Here is a 19,149-nt window from a genome sequence, read left to right as displayed (position 1 = left end):
CTCGTGGGAACCGGCCTGATCGTCCCTTCAAGGAGGTACGTGGATGACCAGTACGGTCCCCGCGCTCGGAACCCGTACGGCCGAAGGCTCCGCCCTGCAGGCCGTGCTCCTCGACATGGACGGCACCCTGGTGGACACCGAGGGCTTCTGGTGGGACGTCGAGGTCGAGGTCTTCGCCTCCCTCGGTCACACCCTGGACGACTCCTGGCGACACGTGGTCGTCGGCGGCCCCATGAGCCGCAGCGCCGGATTCCTGATCGAGGCCACCGGGGCCGACATCACACTCGCCGAACTCAGCGTGCTGCTCAACGACGGCTTCGAGGAACGCATCGGCCGCACCCTGCCGCTCATGCCGGGAGCCGCCCGGCTGCTCGGCGAGCTGTCCGCGCACGAGATCCCCACGGCCCTGGTCTCCGCCTCCCACCGGCGCATCATCGACCGCGTGCTGACCTCGCTGGGCCCCCAGCACTTCGGCCTGACCGTGGCCGGCGACGAGGTACCGCGGACCAAACCCCACCCGGACCCGTACCTGGCCGCCGCGGCCGGACTCGGCGTGGACCCGGCCCGGTGCGCCGTCGTCGAGGACACCGCGACGGGCGTCGCCGCCGCGGAGGCCGCGGGCTGCCACGTCGTGGCCGTGCCCTCGGTGGCCCCCATCACGCCGGGCGTCCGGCGCACGGTGGTCGGCTCGCTGGAAGAAGTCGACCTGACATTTCTGCGCGGTCTGATGACACAAATGCGCTAGGCGTTCACGGGGAAATACCACCGCTCCGGATGGCCGAATCACGAGCCCGTCAGCCATCCCGTATCTGTGACGTTCACCACGCCGTCAGGGGTCGACAGGAAGGGTTGGCTGTGCTGCCCGACGCTTGGCGAACGTTGTCGAGGCGCCTTTGTGTCCCGATTGGTGAAACCCTGCACTAATCCTTCCACTGTCGGGTTTTCGGTGCGTCCACACCCGGTTTCGCTCCGTGATGAGCCCCCAACTCCGGTGGCTGCGAACCCCCCTGCGGGCGCGGACTAACCTCGTCGCGAGAACATCGGCCACTACCCCCGTGATCCGCCGCGACACCCCTGCATGCCGGATACACGGACCGACAGCTCTGGAGAAACTCGAGCATGAACCGCAAGACTTTGGTGCTGCCGGCCGCCGTCGGCCTGCTCGCGCCGGTACTCGCCGCCTGTGGCGGGTCCGACAGCGGCAGCGGCGGCGGGGACGCGATCGTCGTCGGCACCACGGACCGGTTCACCGCCTCGAAGGACGCGCCCGCGCCCCTCGACCCGGCGTTCGCCTACGATGTCGGCACCTGGAACGTCCTGCGTCAGACCACGCAGACCCTGATGATCCAGCCCCGGGGCGACGGCGAACCCGTGCCCGAGGCCGCCGAGAAGTGCGGATTCACCGACACCGGCAACGAGCGCTACGCCTGCACCCTGCGTGACGGCCTGAAGTTCGCCAACGGCGACGCCATCACCGCGGAGGACGTGAAGTACTCCATCGAACGCGCCCTGTCCATCAAGGCCGACAGCCAGGTGTACGGCCTGCTGTCGACCGTCGACACCGTCGAGACACAGGGCGACCGCGAGGTCATCTTCCACCTCAACACCGCGGACGCCACCTTCCCGTACAAGCTGTCGACCCCGGTCGCCGGCATCGTCAACAAGGACGTCTACGAGAAGGACAAGCTGCGCGAGGGCTTCGAACTGGACGGCTCCGGGCCGTACACGATGAAGGCCGAGACCGACGGCGACGTGATGACGAAGGCCGTGTTCACCAAGAACCCCAATTACAAGGGGAGCCTCGAGGTGAACAACGAGAAGGTCGAGATCGTGTCCTTCGAGGACGCCGAGGCCATGGGCACCGCGATCGACAAGGGCGACATCGACGTGATGGCCCGCACGATGACGCCGGACCAGATCCGGAAGCTCTCCACCTCCACGGACAGCAAGGTCGACCTGATCGAGGTCGCCGGTCTGGAGATCCGCTACCTGGGCTTCAACACGGACGCGCCGACGGTGAAGGACAAGGCCGTCCGCCAGGCGATGGCCCAGCTCATCGACCGCAGCGCCCTCGTCTCCCAGGTCTACGGCTCCCAGGCCGAGCCGCTGTACTCGATGGTGCCCGCCACCGTCACCGGTCACTCCAACTCGTTCTTCAACAAGTACGGTGACCCCAGTGTGCCCAAGGCCAAGGCCTTGCTGGAGGACGCGGGCATCGAGACGCCGGTGAAGCTGACGATGCACTACACGACGGACCACTACGGAGCCGCGACCAAGCAGGAGTTCGAGGTGCTGCAGAAGCAGCTCAACGACAGCGGTCTCTTCGACGTCGACATCGAGGGCCTGCCCTGGGACAAGTTCCGCCCGGCGGAACTGAAGGGCGAGTACGACGTCTTCGGCATGGGCTGGTTCCCCGACTTCCCGGACGCCGACAACTTCATCGCGCCGTTCCTCGACAAGGACAACACCCTCAACTCGCCGTACGCGAACCCGGAGATCCGCAACACGCTGATCCCCGAGTCCCGTCGCGAGGCCGACCGGCTCTCCGCCGTGGACAGCCTCACCGATATCCAGAACATCACCGCGGACGACGCGCCGGTGATCCCGCTGTGGCAGGGCAAGCAGTACGTCGCCGCCCGCGACGACATCACGGGCACGGCCTACCTCCTCAACTCCTCCTCCACGCTGCAGGTGTGGGAGCTGGGCCGGGGTGTGAGCGGCTGACCCGCCGGACGAAACCACGAAGGGCGCCCCTCCTGGCCGGAGGGGCGCCCTTCGTGGTTCGTGGTTCGCGTCGTGAGCGACGGGCTACTGCGCGCCGGGGCGCACCAGACCGCTCTCGTAGGCGTACACGGCGGCCTGCACCCGGTCGCGCAGGCCCAGCTTGGTCAGCACATGACCCACGTGCGTCTTGACGGTGGTCTCGCTGACGAAGAGGTCGGCGGCGATCTCCGCGTTGGACAGACCGCGGGCCACCAGCTTCAGCACCTCCACCTCACGCTCGGTCAGCGTGTGCAAGGTGTCCGGAACCGGCTCCTCCCCGGAGGGCAGATGCGTGGCGTACTTGTCGAGCAGCCGCCTGGTGATGCTCGGCGCGAGCATCGCCTCGCCGTTCGCCACCACACGGATCGCCTGCACCAGTTCGCCCGCCGGGGCGTCCTTCAGCAGGAACCCGCTGGCGCCCGCCTTCAACGCCTCCACCACATACTCGTCGAGGTCGAAGGTGGTCAGCACCAGCACCTTCGCCGGACCGTCCCGCTCGGGGCCGGTGATCTGCCGGGTCGCCTCCACACCGTCCATCCGCGGCATGCGGATGTCCATCAGCACGACATCGGGCTGCAGCGCCCGTACCTGGTCGAGGGCCTGGAGGCCGTCTCCGGCCTCGCCGACGACCGCGAGGTCCTGCTCCGCCTCCAGAATCATGCGGAAGCCCGTGCGCAGCAGCGGCTGGTCGTCGACCAGTAGGACGCGGATGGCCACGTAAGTCTCCTTCGCTAGTCCGGCCCCATTCTGCCCTGCTCGGTGCCGCCGGACTCGGCCGCCCTCACCGGCAGCGGGTAGGGCGGGGGGGTGCCGCCGAACTCCGGGCAGTGCGCCTGGTGATCGCACCAGCCGCACAGCTTGGTCGGACGCGGCCGCCAGTCGCCGGTCTCGGTCGCCAGCCGGATGGCCTCCCACAGCGCCAGCAGCTTGCGCTCGACCCGCTCCAGGTCGGCCGGGACCGGGTCGTAGGTGAGCACGTCACCACTGCCGAGGTAGACGAGCTGCAGCCGCCGCGGGACGACCTTCTTCAGCCGCCAGACGACCAGCGCGTAGAACTTCATCTGGAACAGGGCGCCCTCGGCGTACTGAGGGCGGGGCGCCTTGCCCGTCTTGTAGTCGACGATGCGCACCTCGCCGGTGGGGGCGACGTCGACCCGGTCGATGATGCCGCGCAGCCGCAACCCGGAGTCCAGCTCGGTCTCGACGAACAGCTCCCGCTCCGCGGGCTCCAGCCGGCTCGGGTCCTCAAGGGTGAACCAGCGCTCGACGAGCCGCTCCGCCTCGCTCAGCCACTGCGCCAGACGCTCGCCCTCCGGGTCGTCCGCGAACAGCTCGCCGAGCTCCGGCCTGCTCTCCCGCAGCCGGTCCCACTGGCCCGGGACCAGCGACCTCGCCCGCGGCGCGGTGCGCTCGACCGCCGGGGCGTCGAAGAGCCGCTCCAGCACCGCGTGCACCAGCGTGCCCCGCGTCGCCGCCTCGCTCGGCTTCTCCGGGAGCCGGTCGATGACCCGGAACCGGTACAACAGCGGGCACTGCATGAAATCGCCGGCCCGGGAAGGGGAGAGCGAGGCGGGTGCCGTGGGCACGCGGGCCTGCGCCGCCGCGTCCGTGTGCTCCGCCGCTGCCGCCGGCACCGCCGGTCGGGCGGGTGCGCCGGCGTCCTCGGCGACATCCTCGATGCTCGTCTCCATGCCCACAGACCTTACGGCCCGCCACTGACAGTGACCCACTCCGCGGTCGTGACCCGTGCGACGGAAGGGAACCAGAGGGGTGCCGGGGCGGAGTGGGCCGCGGCGGACGCATACCATCGACACGAGTACCCTCCCGCCCGGCAGGCGCGGGAGACGCTTCGAACGAGGGGACACCGTGGACGTGAGCGGCGGGAGCGGGCAGCCGCGCCCCGGCAACGACGAGTCGGCCGAACCCCAGGCAGGACCCACTGCCCCGGCCACCGGCTCCGCCCGCCCGGAGCCCGCGGATTCCGGGCCGCCCCGGGACCGGCCCGCGGACGGGCCCCGGACGCCGGGGGAGGCCCACGGCGACCCCGCCCGAACGCCCGCCGACCGCTCACCGACGGCGGGCCCGGACGAAACCCCCGCTACGCCGACTGCGAACACACCCGGCTCCAGCACACCGGACTCCCCGACGCCTGCCTCCGGGACGCACGCCCAGGACGCCGACCCCGAGCCGTCGGGGTCCGAGCCGTCCGGTGCCGGTGTGCCGGGCCCGGAGTCGCCCGGGCCCGCAGGTCCGGCGCTGCGGCCTCCGGGCGTCGGGACGCCGGGCCCTGCAACGCCTGCCTCCAGGACGCACGCCGAGGGCGCCGGCTCCGAGTCGTCGGGGCCCGAGCCGTCCTCTGCCGGTGTGCCGGGCCCGGAGTCGTCGCCCGGTTCCGCCGGGCCGGCTCCGGAGCACGCGGGTGCCGGAACGCCGCCACGCGGAGCCGCGACTCCCGAGACGCCTGCTCGCGGAACGCCGCTCCGGAAGGCGCCGGGCCCCGGGGCTCAGGGGGAGACCGCCGAAGGAGCTGCCCTCGCACACGGCGAGCCCGGTCGAGAGACCCCTGACGACGTCACCCCGGAACGGACCCCGAATCCGGCCCCGGCCACCGACCCGCGGACCGCACAGCCCCCAGCCGAGGACGGCCCCGCCCACGCGCCCGCGCACCACGGTCACGGTGACCGCGACACCCACCCCGGCCATCCCCGCGCCCATTCCCACCCCGGCGACGGTCCCACCACCGCCCAGCACCACCGCCCCGACGGCGGCACCGGCCCGGCCAGGCCCCCGCAGCGCAAGCCCGAACCCGGTGGTGGCCTGCTCATGGGCCGGCCCTTCGGCGTACCCGTGTACGTCGCGCCCAGCTGGTTCCTGGTCGCCGCCCTGATCACCTGGGTCTTCGGCGGACAGCTCGACCGCGTACTGCCCGAACTCGGCGCCGCCCGCTACCTGGTCTCCCTCTTCTTCGCCGTCGCCTTCTACGCCTCCGTCCTCGTCCACGAGCTCGCCCACACCGTCGCCGCCCTCCGCTTCAAGCTCCCGGTGCGCCGCATCCAGCTCCAGTTCTTCGGCGGCGTCTCCGAGATCGAGAAGGAGGCCGAGACCCCCGGCCGCGAGTTCGTGCTGGCCTTCGTCGGCCCCCTGCTCTCCCTTGTCCTCGCCGGCGTCTTCTACGCCGCCCTCCTGCCCGTCGAACCCGACTCGGTCCCCGGCGTCCTCCTGGCCGGCCTGATGATCTCCAACCTCCTCGTGGCCGCCTTCAACCTGCTGCCCGGCCTCCCGCTCGACGGCGGCCGGATGCTCCGCGCCGTCGTCTGGAAGATCACCGGCAAGCCCATGAGCGGCACCATCGCCGCCGCCTGGGTCGGCCGGGCGCTCGCCATCGCCGTCCTGATCGGCCTGCCGCTGCTCACCCAGTCCCTCGGCTCCGGCGCCGCCGACGACGTCGGCATGGACACCGTCATGGACGCCCTGCTCGCCGCGATCCTCGCCGCGATCATCTGGACCGGCGCCGGAAACAGCCTCCGCATGGCCCGCCTGCGCGAGCACCTGCCCGAACTGCGCGCCCGCGCCCTCACCCGGCGCGCTGTCCCCGTCCCCGGCGACACCCCGCTCTCCGAGGCGCTGCGCCGCGCCAACGCCTCCGGAGCCCGCGCCCTGGTCGTCGTCGACGCCGACGGCGCGCCCGTCTCACTGGTCCGCGAGGCCGCCATCGTCGGCGTACCCGAGCACCGCCGGCCCTGGGTCCCGGTGAGCACCCTCGCCCAGGACCTCACCGACGGCATGCGCGTCTCGGCCGAGCTGTCCGGCGAAGAGCTCCTGGACGCCCTGCGCGCCAACCCGGCGACCGAGTACCTGGTGGTCGAGGAGACCGGCGAGATCTACGGCGTCCTCTCCGCCGCCGACGTCGAGCGCGCCTTCGTCAAGGCGATGGCCCGCCCGTCCTGAGAACCGCCCTCCCGAAGCAGTGGTCGGCGGCCCCGCCAGGGACCGGTAGGCTGGTCACATGTCCGAACCGACCGGTGCCGCCCGCAGGCGCGGGCCCTTCAAGGTCGGGGACCAGGTTCAGCTGACCGACCCCAAGGGCCGCCACTACACGTTCACGCTCGAGGCAGGGAAGAACTTCCACACCCACAAGGGTTCCTTCCCCCACGACGAACTGATCGGCGCTCCCGAGGGCAGCGTTGTCCGCACCACCGGGAACGTCGCCTACCTCGCGCTGCGCCCCCTGCTCCCCGACTACGTCCTGTCCATGCCCCGCGGGGCAGCCGTCGTCTACCCGAAGGACGCGGGGCAGATCCTCGCCTTCGCCGACATCTTCCCCGGCGCACGCGTCGTGGAGGCCGGCGTCGGCTCCGGCTCCCTCAGCAGCTTCCTGCTGCGCGCCATCGGCGACCAGGGCATGCTGCACTCCTACGAGCGCCGCGAGGACTTCGCCGACATCGCGAAGCAGAACGTCGAACGCTACTTCGGCGGCCCGCACCCCGCCTGGCAGCTCACCGTCGGCGACCTCCAGGACAACCTGTCCGACACCGACGTCGACCGCGTCATCCTCGACATGCTCGCCCCCTGGGAGTGCCTGGACGTCGTCAAGAAGGCGCTCGTGCCCGGCGGCATCCTGTGCTGCTACGTGGCCACCACCACCCAGCTCGCCCGGACCGTCGAGTCCATCCGCGAGATCGGCTGCTTCAACGAGCCGACCTCGTGGGAGACCATGATCCGCAACTGGCACGTCGAGGGCCTCGCCGTCCGCCCCGACCACCGCATGATCGGCCACACCGGCTTCCTGCTCACCGCCCGCCGCCTCGCCGACGGCGTCGAGCCGCCCATGCGCCGCCGCCGCCCCGCCAAGGGCGCCTACGGCGAGGACTACGACGGCCCCAACGCCGGCGGAGGCTCCGGCCGCTGACCCGGCCCGCTCCCCGTACAACGCACCGACGCCGTGGTGGAGTTCCCGGACCGCACCGGGAACTCCACCACGGCGTCACCGTATTGACCTACGCGGCGGCAGCAGACGGAGCCACGGGGCCACGGAAACCCCCCCAGTACCCACCCCGCCGTTCCCCCGCACTGTGACGTGTGGCACGATGCTGGCCACCCCCCGCCGGCACAGCCCTCACAGGAGACACTCCTCGTGCAGCACCCCGCCGTTCCGGACCTGTCCCACACGCACACCCGCCCGATCCACTGGGTCGCCACCGCCACGGCCCTCGCCGCGGTCGTCGCCCTCTCCTCGGTCCTGCAGCCCGACGCCGCGACCGCCGCGCAGACCCCCGGCGCCGAACCGAGGAACGCCCCCGCCCACATCGCGCCGCCCGACCCGGCCGCCGTGGTCTTCCCCCTGGAATGCGGCCCGGTCAAGGCCGTCGTGCAGAAGGAGGCGACCGGCGACCTCGACGGCGACGGCCGTCCCGAGACGGTGGCGGTGGTGCACTGCGACGCCCCCATGGGCACCCCGCCCGACGGCGTCTACGTCCTCACCCGCGGCACCGACGACGCCAAGCCCCGCGTCGTGGCCACCCTCGTGAACCCGGCGGACCGCCGCACGGCCACCGCCCTCGCCGTACGCGGCGGCGAAGTCCACGCCACACTGCTCGGCTACTCGTCGGCCGACGTGCCCAGTTGCTGCCCCGACGTCACCGACGACGTGAAGTGGCAGTGGAAGAACGGCGCGTTCGTCCGCGACACGCCGTCCCAGGCACGCACCGTGTGACCGACGACCCCGATAACCCCGGGACAGATGAGGTGACCCGCCACACGGTAGTCACTCAGCGTACGGATTGAGTTACATTTTGGTCACTCTGCGTCCGGGCCGTAGACCTCGGCCCTGTCCGAAACGCGACGCACATGGATGCACTCACCCGGACACTCCTTCGCGGAGTCGACCACGTCCGTGAGGAGCGGCAACGGCACGGGCGTTGCCGCCCCCGGACTCTGCAGCAGCTCGTCGCCGACGCCCTTCACATAGGCCAGACCGTCGATGTCCAGCTCGAACACCTCGGGCGCGTACTGCGCGCAGATGCCGTCACCGGTACACAGGTCCTGGTCGATCCAGACCTCCAAGGCCTCGCCGTCGACTCCGGCCTCCTGCTGCACGCTCATCTCTCCTGCCGTCTCCTGCGCCCGAGCCGACCGGGAATCCGGCCAGCTCTGACGGGTGTTGAACGCTTCGACCCTACCTCCGCCTGGGTTCCATCCACGTTCCGTGGGTATTCCCCTGGCGTGAGGGAGAGCGCAAGGGTGAAGATCGGACACACCCCGACAGTCTTTGTGATCTAGGGGTTTCAATCGACACCCACCCAGGTAGGGTCTGGAAGCGTCCAGCTCCCCTTGGAGGAGGTGAGGACCGTGGCAGCCCACGACGACGACATGAACCGCGGCATCCGCCCGGGACGCGGGTCCGAGGACCCGGCCGGGCAGGTGGCCTACCTTGAGCAGGAGATCGCCGTCCTGCGACGCAAGCTCGCCGAATCTCCGCGGCACACGAGAATTCTCGAAGAGCGGATCGTCGAACTGCAGACCAACCTGGCCGGCGTGTCCGCCCAGAACGAGCGACTCGCCAGCACCCTCCGCGAGGCCCGCGACCAGATCGTGGCCCTCAAGGAGGAGGTCGACCGGCTGGCCCAGCCACCGGCAGGCTTCGGCGTCTTCCTGCAAGCCAACGAGGACGACACCGCCGACATCTTCACCGGCGGCCGCAAACTCCGGGTGAACGTCAGCCCGAGCGTCGAGCTCGACGAGCTACGGCGCGGCCAGGAAGTGATGCTCAACGAAGCACTCAACGTGGTCGAGGCCATGGAGTACGAGAGCGTCGGCGACATCGTCACCCTCAAGGAGATCCTCGAGGACGGCGAGCGAGCCCTGGTGCTCGGGCACACCGACGAGGAGCGCGTGGTGCGGCTCGCCGAGCCGCTGCGGGGCGTCACCATCCGCCCCGGCGACGCCCTCCTGCTCGAACCCCGCTCCGGCTACGTCTACGAGGTCGTCCCCAAGAGCGAGGTCGAAGAACTCGTCCTCGAAGAGGTCCCCGACATCGGCTACGAGCAGATCGGCGGCCTCGGCGGACAGATCGAGATGATCCGCGACGCGGTCGAGCTCCCCTATCTCTACCCCGACCTCTTCAAGGAGCACGAGCTGCGTCCCCCCAAGGGCGTCCTGCTCTACGGGCCCCCCGGATGCGGCAAGACACTCATCGCCAAGGCGGTCGCCAACTCACTGGCCAAGAAGGTCGCCGAAGTGACCGGCCAGGCCGCCGGCAAGAGCTTCTTCCTCAACATCAAGGGCCCCGAGCTCCTCAACAAGTACGTCGGCGAGACCGAGCGGCAGATCCGCCTCGTCTTCCAGCGAGCCCGTGAGAAGGCCAGCGAGGGCACCCCCGTCATCGTCTTCTTCGACGAGATGGAATCCCTCTTCCGCACCCGCGGCTCCGGCGTCAGCTCCGACGTGGAAAACACCATCGTCCCGCAGCTGCTCGCCGAGATCGACGGCGTCGAAGGCCTGCAGAACGTGGTCGTCATCGGCGCCTCCAACCGCGAGGACATGATCGACCCCGCCATCCTGCGCCCCGGCCGGCTCGACGTGAAGATCAAGATCGAGCGTCCGGACGCCGAAGCGGCCAAGGACATCTTCGGCAAGTACCTCACCGAACGCCTCCCGCTCCACGTCGACGACCTCGCGGAGCACGAGAAGGACAAGGCGGCCACCGTCCAGAGCATGATCCAGACGGCGGTGGAACAGATGTACGCCGAATCCGAGGAAAACCGCTTCCTGGAGGTCACCTACGCCAACGGCGACAAGGAAGTCCTCTACTTCAAGGACTTCAACTCCGGCGCCATGATCGAGAACATCGTGGGCCGCGCCAAGAAAATGGCGATCAAGGACTTCCTCGAAAAGAACCAGAAGGGCCTCCGCGTCTCCCACCTCCTCCAGGCATGCGTGGACGAGTTCAAGGAGAACGAGGACCTGCCCAACACCACCAACCCGGACGACTGGGCCCGCATCTCCGGAAAGAAGGGCGAACGGATCGTGTACATCCGTACGCTCGTCACCGGAAAGCAGGGCGCCGACACCGGACGCTCCATCGACACGGTGGCGAACACCGGTCAGTACCTGTAAAAGGCGGGGCGGCTGCGGGTCCCCACAGCGGGTACCCGCAGCCGACTGTTTTCCGGAGCCCCGACTGGAGCAAGGCAATGCCGCAAATGATCTCCCCACCAGCGCAAAGGCGTTCTAGGCTCTTCCATACCGCCGAGTCGCGCAGTGCGGGGACGGGCACCGCACACGCATCGGAGCGCCAGCGGTACGCGAGCGGCACCCACCACGGGCGCCGCCGGGCAAGGAGGGCCGCATGACCGTACGGCGAGTAATGGGCATCGAGACGGAGTACGGAATCTCCGTCCCCGGCCACCCCAACGCCAATGCCATGCTCACCTCATCCCAGATCGTCAACGCCTACGCGGCGGCGATGCACCGGGCCCGCCGGGCCCGCTGGGACTTCGAGGAGGAGAACCCGCTGCGGGACGCGCGAGGCTTCGACCTCGCCCGGGAGGCCGCCGACTCCAGCCAGCTCACCGACGAGGACATCGGCCTCGCCAACGTCATCCTCACCAACGGAGCACGGCTCTACGTCGACCACGCCCACCCCGAATACAGCGCCCCGGAGGTCACCAACCCCCGCGACGCCGTCCTGTGGGACAAGGCCGGCGAACGCATCATGGCCGAGGCCGCCGAGCGGGCCGCCCAGCTGCCCGGCGCCCAGCCCATCCACCTCTACAAGAACAACACCGACAACAAGGGCGCCTCCTACGGCACGCACGAGAACTACCTGATGAAGCGGGAGACCGCCTTCTCCGACATCGTGCGCCACCTGACGCCCTTCTTCGTCTCCCGCCAGGTCTTCACCGGCGCCGGCCGCGTCGGCATCGGCCAGGACGGCCACGAACACGGCTTCCAGATCAGCCAGCGCGCCGACTACTTCGAGGTCGAGGTCGGCCTGGAGACGACGCTGAAGCGGCCCATCATCAACACCCGCGACGAACCGCACGCGGACGCCGAGAAGTACCGGCGCCTCCACGTGATCATCGGTGACGCGAACCTCTCCGAGATCTCGACCTACCTGAAACTGGGCACGACCGCCCTGGTCCTGTCCATGATCGAAGACGGCTTCATCGCGGTCGACCTGGCCGTGGACCAGCCCGTCCGCACCCTCCACCAGGTCTCGCACGACCCGTCCCTGAAGCGCCTGGTCACCCTCCGCAGCGGCCGCACACTCACCGCCGTCCAGCTCCAGATGGAGTACTACGAGCTGGCCCGCAAGTACGTGGAGGAACGCTACGGCGCCGACGCCGACGACCAGACCAAGGACGTCCTCGGCCGCTGGGAGGACACCCTCAACCGGCTCGAGAACGACCCGATGAGCCTGGCCGGCGAACTGGACTGGGTCGCCAAGCGGGAACTCATGGAGGGCTACCGGCGCCGCGACGACCTCGACTGGGACGCCGCCCGGCTCCACCTCGTCGACCTCCAGTACGCCGACGTACGGCCCGACAAGGGCCTCTACAACCGCCTGGTCGACCGCGGCCGCATCAAGCGGCTCCTGGACGAGAACGAGATCGAGCGGGCCCGCACCAAGCCGCCGGAGGACACCCGCGCCTACTTCCGCGGACGCTGCCTGGAGCAGTACGCGGACGACGTCGCGGCGGCCTCCTGGGACTCGGTGATCTTCGACCTCCCGGGGCGTGACTCCCTCCAGCGGGTCCCAACCCTGGAACCGCTTCGCGGAACGCGTAATCACGTCAAGGAGCTCCTGGACCGCTGCCGCACCGCGGAAGACCTGGTCAGGGTCCTCACCGGCGGGTGAGCGGACGGAACGGGTACACGAACGAGACCGTCGGACGGGGTGGAAACCCACCCCGTCCGGGAACCATCGAGATGGCCCCCGTTCGTTGGAGAAACGCGGGGCCGATGTCGGACCCGGCTTGTAGGGTCTGATCTTGACCGAGCAACTGTGTCGGGCGAACCGAGCGGGGTGAGGGTTATGGCGACCAAGGACACCGGCGGCGGACAGCAGAAGGCCACCCGGTCCAACGAGGAGGTCGAGGAGCAGGCGCAGGACGCGCAGGCCTCCGAGGACCTCAAGGAACGCCAGGAGAAGCTGAACGACGACGTGGACTCCGTCCTGGACGAGATCGACGATGTGCTCGAAGAGAACGCAGAGGATTTCGTACGCTCGTTCGTTCAGAAGGGCGGCGAGTAGCCTTCGGAACGAAGGCTACAACGGGGGTTCGCTTGTCGATCGAAGATTCTGGTAGGCGTTGCTCGCGGTGCAAGGACCATAAGCCGCGGGCGGCGTTCGCACGGAACAAGGCGATGCGTGACGGGCTGCAGGCCTACTGCCGGGAATGTGCTGCGGCCTATCACCAAGAACGCCAGGTGGCCAAGGGGCGCAACGTCCGCCCGCGAGTGGAGGTGCCCGAGGGGCATAAGCTCTGCCGGACGTGCGGGGACATCAAGCCCCACAGCGAGTGGCCCCGGAACCGCACAGCTTCAGACGGTCTGGCGACGCTCTGCAAGTCGTGTAAAGCGGCGCAGGGGCGAGCAGGCCATCTGAAGCGTCAGTACGGCATCACCGAAGCAGAACGTGATGCCCTGATCGCAAGTCAAGGCGGCGTCTGCTGCATATGTCTTGCCGCTCCCGCCGCACACGTGGATCACTGCCACGAGACGGGTAGGGTCCGTGGCGTACTGTGCTTCAGCTGTAACGCAGCCCTGGGGCAGTTCAAGGATCGGCCCGATGCCATAAGGCGGGCTGCAGCTTACGTGGAAGGAATCGCGTGGAAGCCAACACTCGTAGCACCGGGCGTCTACCAGCTGCCTTCCTGACGCCTGGGTCCTCCTCCTTCATGGACTTCCTCGGCGAGCACCAGCCGGAGATGCTCCCGGGCAACCGGCAGCTGCCCCCGGTGCAGGGTGTCGTCGAGGCGCCGCACGGCACGACGATCGTGGCGGTGACGTTCCCGGGTGGTGTGGTCCTCGCCGGTGACCGGCGGGCCACGATGGGCAACATGATCGCCCAGCGGGACATCGAGAAGGTCTTCCCGGCCGACGAGTACTCGGCGGTGGGCATCGCCGGTACGGCGGGGCTGGCCGTGGAGATGGTGAAGCTGTTCCAGCTGGAGCTGGAGCACTTCGAGAAGGTCGAGGGCGCGCAGCTGTCCCTGGAGGGCAAGGCGAACCGCCTGTCCACGATGATCCGGTCGAACCTGGGCATGGCGATGCAGGGGCTCGCCGTGGTGCCGCTGTTCGCGGGGTACGACGTGGATCGCGGCCGGGGGCGGATCTTCTCGTACGACGTGACGGGCGGGCGGTCGGAGGAGCAGAGCTACGCGACCACGGGGTCGGGGTCGATCTTCGCCCGTGGTGCGATGAAGAAGCTGTTCCGTGAGGATCTGACCGAGGAGCAGGCCACGACGCTCGTGGTGCAGGCGCTCTACGACGCGGCGGACGACGACTCGGCGACCGGTGGTCCCGATGTCGCGCGCCGGATCTACCCGATCATCACTGTGATCACCGAGGACGGCTTCCGCCGGCTGGGTGAGGACGAGTCTTCGGCGCTCGCCCGCTCGGTGCTGGAGCGGCGGCTGGAGCAGCCCGACGGTCCGCGGGCCGCGTTGCTGTAGCGGGCGGCGGTCGGTCGTGTTGTCAGGTGGTTCAGTGACTTCTCCAGAAAGGGACGGATAACCGGTGTCGACGCCGTTCTATGTCTCACCCCAGCAGGCGATGGCGGACCGGGCGGAGTACGCCCGCAAGGGCATCGCGCGTGGCCGCAGCCTGGTCGTGCTGCAGTATGCCGACGGCATCGTGTTCGTCGGCGAGAACCCGTCCCGTGCGCTGCACAAGTTCTCCGAGATCTACGACCGGATCGGCTTCGCGGCCGCCGGCAAGTACAACGAGTACGAGAACCTGCGGATCGGCGGGGTGCGCTACGCCGACCTGCGTGGTTACACCTATGACCGGGATGACGTGACGGCTCGAGGTCTGGCCAACGTCTACGCGCAGACGCTGGGCACGATCTTCTCCAGTCAGGCCGAGAAGCCGTACGAGGTGGAGCTGGTCGTCGCCGAGGTCGGTGAGAGTGCCGACGGGGACCAGATCTACCGGTTGCCGCACGACGGTTCGATCGTGGACGAGCACGGTTCGGTCGCGGTCGGGGGCAATGCCGAGCAGATCAGCGGGTTCCTGGATCAGCGGCATCGTGACGACATGACGCTGGCCGAGGCGCTGAAGCTGGCGGTGCAGGCGCTGTCCCGGGACACGAACGGCAGTGAGCGGGAGATTCCGGCGGAGCGGCTGGAGGTCGCGGTGCTGGACCGTACGCGGCCGCAGAAGCGGAAGTTCAAGCGGATCGTGGGGGCTCAGCTGTCGCGGTTGCTGGATGCGGGCGCGGGAGCCGGGGCCGGGGCCGGTGACGATGCTGAAGACCTGGCCCTGCCGGACGAGGACGAGGGCGACAAGTAGCGGGGAGCCGCTGCGCGAGAGCCTTCGAGCGGCGCCGGGTGCCATGTGCCCCGGCGCCGCTCAGGTTTGTGCCGGTGGCGCCGTGGAGCCCCGTACGACGAGGTGCACCGGGATGTCACCCTCCTGCGGGGTCCGTCCTTCCATGACGGCCAGCAGAGCCCGCATCCCGCGCTCGCCGAAGAGTTCCGCGTCGAGGCGTACGGTCGTCAGTTCGGGGTCGATGGCGGTGGCGAGGCCGAGGTCGTCGAGGCCGGTGACCGACAGGTCGTCCGGGATGCGCAGCCCTGCCCGCCTCGCCGCTTTGTAGGCGCCGGCCGCGAGTTTGTCGTCGTCGCAGACGAGTGCGGTGGGCCGGGGGCCGGGAGCGGCGAGGGCGGCCTCGGTGGCGGTCAGAGCGCCGTCGATGGAGATGGGGGCGCGGGCGGTGCGCAGGTCGGTGCCGGGGGTGTTTCCCAGCCGCGCGGCCAGTTCGCGGGCGCGGATCTCGAAGGTCCACGACGGTACGTCTGCGGCGAGGTGCAGGAAGCGTCGGTGGCCGAGGGCCAGGAGGTGTTCGGCGACCTGGCGGATGCCGTCGGTGATGTCGAGGTTGACGGTGGCGGCGCCGAGGCTGCCTTCGGGGTCGCTGTCGAGCATGACGAGGGGGAGCTGGTCGCCCCGGATGGCGGTGAGTGCGTCTGCGGCCATGGAGGAGGCGATGACGCCGTCGAGGGCGGCCTGGGCGGAGGCGAAGGGGTCTCTGGCGGGGCCGACGCCTTCGGGGGAGGGGTAGAGGACGACTCCGAAGCCGTGTTCGGCGGCGACTCGTGCGGCGCCGGTGTAGACCTCCGCGAAGAACTCGGTGGTGAGTGCGGGGACGACCAGCAGGACGGTGCGGGTGCGGCCGAGGCGGAGGTTGCGGGCGGCGAGGTTGGGGCGGTAGCCGAGCTGGTGTGCGGCGTCGCGGACGCGCTGTGCGGTGGGTTCCGAGACCCGGCCGCGCCATTTGTCGCCGAGGACCAGGGAGACGGCGGCCTGGGAGACGCCGGCGGCCTGGGCGACGTCGCGGCTGGTGGGGCGGGTGCTGCCTCGTGCCACCGTTCGGCCTGCGCTTTCGTCTGGTCGTCTGGACTCGTGAACAGCCGCCATGGTACGTATGACGGAACACGTTATACGTAAAACCTCGTGGGGCTCGTTCGGAAGGGGCTGTCGTGGTCGCCGGGTACCTGGACATTCTTCGGGCGCGGCACGCCGTCCGGCTGCTCGTCGGCACGCTCGTGGGGCGGCTGCCGAACGCGACGGCGGCGATCGCGATCGTGCTGTTCGTGCGCGCGGAGGGCGGTTCGTACAGCCTCGCGGGTGCGCTGGCCGCGGTGTACGGCGTCGCCAACGCGGTGGGCCAGCCCGTGCTGGGGCGGCTGGTGGACCTGCACGGGCAGCCGCGGGTGCAGTTGCCGGCCGCGGTGCTGTCGGCGCTGGCCATGGGCGTCTTCGCCTTCGCCGGTACCGGGCAGGCCGCCGTCGCGTACCTCGCCGTGGGTGCCGCCGGGCTGTTCACGCCGCCGCTGGAGGGCGGCCTGCGGGCGTTGTGGCCCAGCGTGCTGCGCAAGGAGGACCAGGTGCACACGGCGTACGCGATGGACGCCGTGGCCCAGGAGGTCATGTTCACGGTCGGGCCGTTGCTGGTGACGGTGTGCGTGTCGCTGTGGTCGCCGCAGGTGGCGCTGCTCGTGCTGAACGCGGTGGGTGTGCTCGGGGCGCTGTCCGTGGTGGTGTCGCCGCCGTCGCGTGCGTGGCGGTCGGCGCCGCGCGAGGCGCACTGGCTGGGTGCCCTGCGTTCGTCGGGGCTGCTGGCGCTGCTGGGCGCTTTCCTGTTCATCGGGATGGCGCTCGGGTCGATCACCGTGGCGTCCGTGCCGTACGCGGACGAGCACGGCGGTGACGCCGTCTACGGCTGGCTGATGGCCGCGCTCGGGCTCGGTGCGCTGGTGGGCGGTGCCGTGTACGGGGCGCGGCAGTGGACCGGTGAGCCGGCGCGGCGGCTGCGGCTGCTGGTGGCCCTGCTGGCGGTGTGTTACCTGCCGTTGACGCTGATGCCGGGTGTGGTGGCCATGGTGCTGCTCACGGTGGTCGCGGGTGTGTTCCTGGCGCCGTGCATCGCCTGTGCGTTCGTCCTTGTCGACGTGCACGCGCCGCGGGGCACGGTGACGGAGGCGTTCTCGTGGCTGGTGACGACCTTCACGGTGGGTGCCTCGGTGGGGACGGGTCTCGCGGGGCCGGTCGTGGAGCACGGCGGGGCGCTGTGGGGGTTCGCGGTGCCCGCGGCGGCCGGCGGTGTGTCGCTGCTCGTCCTGATGTGCACCGGGAGGGTCCTCGCAGCTCCCGTGCGGGCGGCGGTGGTTGCGGCTTCATCGGAAAATGATCCAAACCGTGCCGTCGAACCCCGTTTCAGTTCGGGTCATCAGGCGTAATGTTCAGTCATGGACCGCCGCATTTTCGGGCTGGAGAACGAGTACGGCGTCACGTGCACGTTCAGGGGACAGCGCCGCCTGTCGCCTGACGAGGTGGCGCGGTACCTCTTCCGCCGTGTCGTGTCATGGGGCCGCAGCAGCAATGTCTTTCTGCGCAACGGGGCCCGCCTCTATCTCGACGTGGGATCGCATCCGGAATACGCCACACCCGAATGTGACAACGTGACCGAACTCGTCACCCACGACAAGGCGGGCGAGCGCATTCTCGAAGGACTCCTGGTGGACGCCGAACGACGCCTGCACGAGGAGGGAATCGCGGGCGACGTCTACCTCTTCAAGAACAACACCGACTCCGCCGGCAACTCCTACGGCTGTCACGAGAATTACCTCGTGGCCCGGCACGGGGAGTTCTCGCGGCTCGCGGACATCCTCATCCCGTTCCTGGTGACGAGGCAGTTGCTGTGCGGTGCGGGCAAGGTGCTGCAGACACCGCGTGGTGCCGTGTACTGCGTCAGCCAGCGGGCCGAGCACATCTGGGAGGGCGTCTCCTCGGCGACGACGCGTTCCCGGCCCATCATCAACACCCGTGACGAGCCGCACGCGGACGCCGAGCGTTACCGGCGGCTGCACGTCATCGTGGGTGACTCGAACATGTCCGAGACGACGATGCTGCTCAAGGTCGGCGCCACCGACCTGGTGCTGCGCATGATCGAGGCGGGCACGGTGATGCGCGACCTGACCCTGGAGAACCCGATCCGGGCGATCCGCGAGGTCAGCCACGACATCACCGGGCGGCGGAAGGTGCGTCTGGCCAGCGGCCGGGAGGCGTCCGCCCTGGAGGTGCAGCGGGAGTACTACGAGAAGGCCGTGGACTTCTGCGAGCGCCGCGGCATCCGCACGGGCACGGTCGAGCGGGTGCTGGAGCTGTGGGGTCGCACGCTGGAGGCGATCGAGACCGAGGACCTCGACCGCATCGACACCGAGATCGACTGGGTCATGAAGTACAAGCTCCTGGAGCGGTACCGGGCCAAGCACAACATGACCATGTCGCACCCGCGGGTCGCGCAGATAGACCTCGCCTACCACGACATCCACCGCCGTCGTGGTCTCTACTACCTGCTGGAGAAGAAGGGCCAGGCCGCCCGGGTCGCCAACGACCTGAAGATCTTCGAGGGCAAGTCGGTGCCGCCGCAGACCACTCGGGCGCGGCTGCGCGGCGACTTCATCCGGCGTGCTCAGGAGCAGCGCCGTGACTTCACCGTCGACTGGGTCCACCTGAAGCTCAACGACCAGGCGCAGCGCACGGTGTTGTGCAAGGACCCGTTCCGTTCGGTGGACGACCGGGTGGAGAAGCTGATCGCCGGTATGTGAGCCCGGCGGAAGGGTGAGACGGATGTTTCTCCCGTGAAAGGGCGGAACG

At 69.6% G+C, this 19,149-nt stretch carries 17 protein-coding genes; 13 read left to right on the top strand and 4 right to left on the bottom strand.

The features are described 5' to 3' along the window. Positions 1-43: 43 nt before the first annotated feature. Together AMK11_RS28540 and AMK11_RS28530 are read left to right on the top strand one after the other, a co-directional pair. Entirely contained in the window at positions 44-745 is a 702-nt protein-coding gene (locus AMK11_RS28540; protein WP_073730953.1) for an HAD family hydrolase, read from the top strand. Positions 746-1,119: 374 nt separating this feature from the next. Further along, complete coding sequence (locus AMK11_RS28530) at positions 1,120-2,724, top strand: ABC transporter substrate-binding protein (RefSeq protein WP_073730951.1); 1,605 nt, start codon at positions 1,120-1,122, stop codon at positions 2,722-2,724. Positions 2,725-2,808: 84 nt separating this feature from the next. Here the strand turns inward: AMK11_RS28530 and AMK11_RS28525 are convergent, their stop codons facing one another. Next, positions 2,809-3,480 (bottom strand): response regulator, encoded by a 672-nt coding sequence (locus AMK11_RS28525; protein ID WP_019325237.1) that lies wholly within the window; start codon positions 3,478-3,480, stop codon positions 2,809-2,811. Between the two features lie 14 nt (positions 3,481-3,494). Further along, positions 3,495-4,454 carry a RecB family exonuclease gene (locus tag AMK11_RS28520; protein WP_073730950.1) on the bottom strand — a complete coding sequence of 320 codons (960 nt, stop codon included), beginning with the start codon at positions 4,452-4,454 and terminating at the stop codon, positions 3,495-3,497. A 175-nt stretch (positions 4,455-4,629) separates the two neighbouring features. On the opposite strand from AMK11_RS28520, the gene AMK11_RS37860 reads away from it, so the two are divergent. The 3 genes from AMK11_RS37860 (at position 4,630) to AMK11_RS28505 (ending at position 8,476) form a co-directional block, all read left to right on the top strand. Next, positions 4,630-6,711 carry a site-2 protease family protein gene (locus AMK11_RS37860; protein ID WP_073730949.1) on the top strand — a complete coding sequence of 694 codons (2,082 nt, stop codon included), beginning with the start codon at positions 4,630-4,632 and terminating at the stop codon, positions 6,709-6,711. Between the two features lie 58 nt (positions 6,712-6,769). After that, on the top strand, positions 6,770-7,672 hold the full coding sequence (locus tag AMK11_RS28510; protein ID WP_043374834.1) for a tRNA (adenine-N1)-methyltransferase: 903 nt from the start codon (positions 6,770-6,772) through the stop codon (positions 7,670-7,672). Between the two features lie 225 nt (positions 7,673-7,897). Beyond that, complete coding sequence (locus AMK11_RS28505; protein WP_073730948.1) at positions 7,898-8,476, top strand: hypothetical protein; 579 nt, start codon at positions 7,898-7,900, stop codon at positions 8,474-8,476. 83 nt (positions 8,477-8,559) lie between these two features. Here AMK11_RS28505 and AMK11_RS28500 read toward each other — a convergent pair whose 3' ends face one another. Further along, complete coding sequence (locus AMK11_RS28500) at positions 8,560-8,865, bottom strand: ferredoxin (RefSeq protein WP_073730947.1); 306 nt, start codon at positions 8,863-8,865, stop codon at positions 8,560-8,562. A gap of 246 nt (positions 8,866-9,111) precedes the next feature. Here AMK11_RS28500 and arc point away from each other — a divergent pair, with 246 nt between their 5' ends. From arc to prcA, 6 genes are all read left to right on the top strand, one after another. Beyond that, positions 9,112-10,878 carry a proteasome ATPase gene (gene arc / locus AMK11_RS28495; protein WP_073730946.1) on the top strand — a complete coding sequence of 589 codons (1,767 nt, stop codon included), beginning with the start codon at positions 9,112-9,114 and terminating at the stop codon, positions 10,876-10,878. Positions 10,879-11,110: 232 nt separating this feature from the next. After that, the gene (gene dop / locus AMK11_RS28490; RefSeq protein WP_338012661.1) at positions 11,111-12,622 is read left to right on the top strand and encodes a depupylase/deamidase Dop; all 1,512 of its coding nucleotides are present in this window, start codon (positions 11,111-11,113) and stop codon (positions 12,620-12,622) included. Between the two features lie 177 nt (positions 12,623-12,799). Beyond that, the gene (locus AMK11_RS28485; protein ID WP_073730944.1) at positions 12,800-13,018 is read left to right on the top strand and encodes a ubiquitin-like protein Pup; all 219 of its coding nucleotides are present in this window, start codon (positions 12,800-12,802) and stop codon (positions 13,016-13,018) included. Between the two features lie 113 nt (positions 13,019-13,131). Then, entirely contained in the window at positions 13,132-13,644 is a 513-nt protein-coding gene (locus AMK11_RS28480; RefSeq protein ID WP_383582800.1) for an endonuclease VII domain-containing protein, read from the top strand. Further along, a complete protein-coding gene (gene prcB, locus AMK11_RS28475; protein WP_073730942.1) occupies positions 13,596-14,441 on the top strand; it encodes a proteasome subunit beta in 846 nt (281 codons plus the stop codon). Before AMK11_RS28480 ends, prcB begins: the two co-directional genes overlap by 49 nt. A gap of 64 nt (positions 14,442-14,505) precedes the next feature. Next, positions 14,506-15,279 carry a proteasome subunit alpha gene (prcA, locus tag AMK11_RS28470; RefSeq protein WP_073730941.1) on the top strand — a complete coding sequence of 258 codons (774 nt, stop codon included), beginning with the start codon at positions 14,506-14,508 and terminating at the stop codon, positions 15,277-15,279. Positions 15,280-15,339: 60 nt separating this feature from the next. Here prcA and AMK11_RS28465 read toward each other — a convergent pair whose 3' ends face one another. Then, on the bottom strand, positions 15,340-16,356 hold the full coding sequence (locus AMK11_RS28465; RefSeq protein ID WP_073730940.1) for a LacI family DNA-binding transcriptional regulator: 1,017 nt from the start codon (positions 16,354-16,356) through the stop codon (positions 15,340-15,342). Between the two features lie 113 nt (positions 16,357-16,469). Between AMK11_RS28465 and AMK11_RS28460 the strand changes: the two genes are divergently transcribed. Together AMK11_RS28460 and pafA are read left to right on the top strand one after the other, a co-directional pair. Next, positions 16,470-17,729 (top strand): MFS transporter, encoded by a 1,260-nt coding sequence (locus tag AMK11_RS28460; RefSeq protein ID WP_073730939.1) that lies wholly within the window; start codon positions 16,470-16,472, stop codon positions 17,727-17,729. Between the two features lie 9 nt (positions 17,730-17,738). Further along, on the top strand, positions 17,739-19,100 hold the full coding sequence (gene pafA / locus AMK11_RS28455) for a Pup--protein ligase (RefSeq protein WP_073730938.1): 1,362 nt from the start codon (positions 17,739-17,741) through the stop codon (positions 19,098-19,100). Positions 19,101-19,149: the final 49 nt, after the last annotated feature.

The sequence above is a fragment of the Streptomyces sp. CB02414 genome (genome assembly GCF_001905385.1).
In the GTDB taxonomy this organism is placed as follows: Bacteria; Actinomycetota; Actinomycetes; order Streptomycetales; family Streptomycetaceae; genus Streptomyces.
This window is presented reverse-complemented; position numbering and strand designations above follow the sequence as displayed.

Bases quoted from the DNA above. Each gene is read 5' to 3' on its own strand.
- AMK11_RS28530 (WP_073730951.1), top strand. From the start codon at position 1,120: ATGAACCGCAAGACTTTGGTGCTGCCGGCCGCCGTCGGCCTGCTCGCG.
- dop (WP_338012661.1), top strand. From the start codon at position 11,111: ATGACCGTACGGCGAGTAATGGGCATCGAGACGGAGTACGGAATCTCC.
- AMK11_RS28520 (WP_073730950.1), bottom strand. From the start codon at position 4,454: ATGGAGACGAGCATCGAGGATGTCGCCGAGGACGCCGGCGCACCCGCC.
- AMK11_RS28485 (WP_073730944.1), top strand. From the start codon at position 12,800: ATGGCGACCAAGGACACCGGCGGCGGACAGCAGAAGGCCACCCGGTCC.
- AMK11_RS28480 (WP_383582800.1), top strand. From the start codon at position 13,132: ATGCGTGACGGGCTGCAGGCCTACTGCCGGGAATGTGCTGCGGCCTAT.
- AMK11_RS28510 (WP_043374834.1), top strand. From the start codon at position 6,770: ATGTCCGAACCGACCGGTGCCGCCCGCAGGCGCGGGCCCTTCAAGGTC.
- AMK11_RS28500 (WP_073730947.1), bottom strand. From the start codon at position 8,865: ATGAGCGTGCAGCAGGAGGCCGGAGTCGACGGCGAGGCCTTGGAGGTC.
- AMK11_RS28540 (WP_073730953.1), top strand. From the start codon at position 44: ATGACCAGTACGGTCCCCGCGCTCGGAACCCGTACGGCCGAAGGCTCC.
- pafA (WP_073730938.1), top strand. From the start codon at position 17,739: ATGGACCGCCGCATTTTCGGGCTGGAGAACGAGTACGGCGTCACGTGC.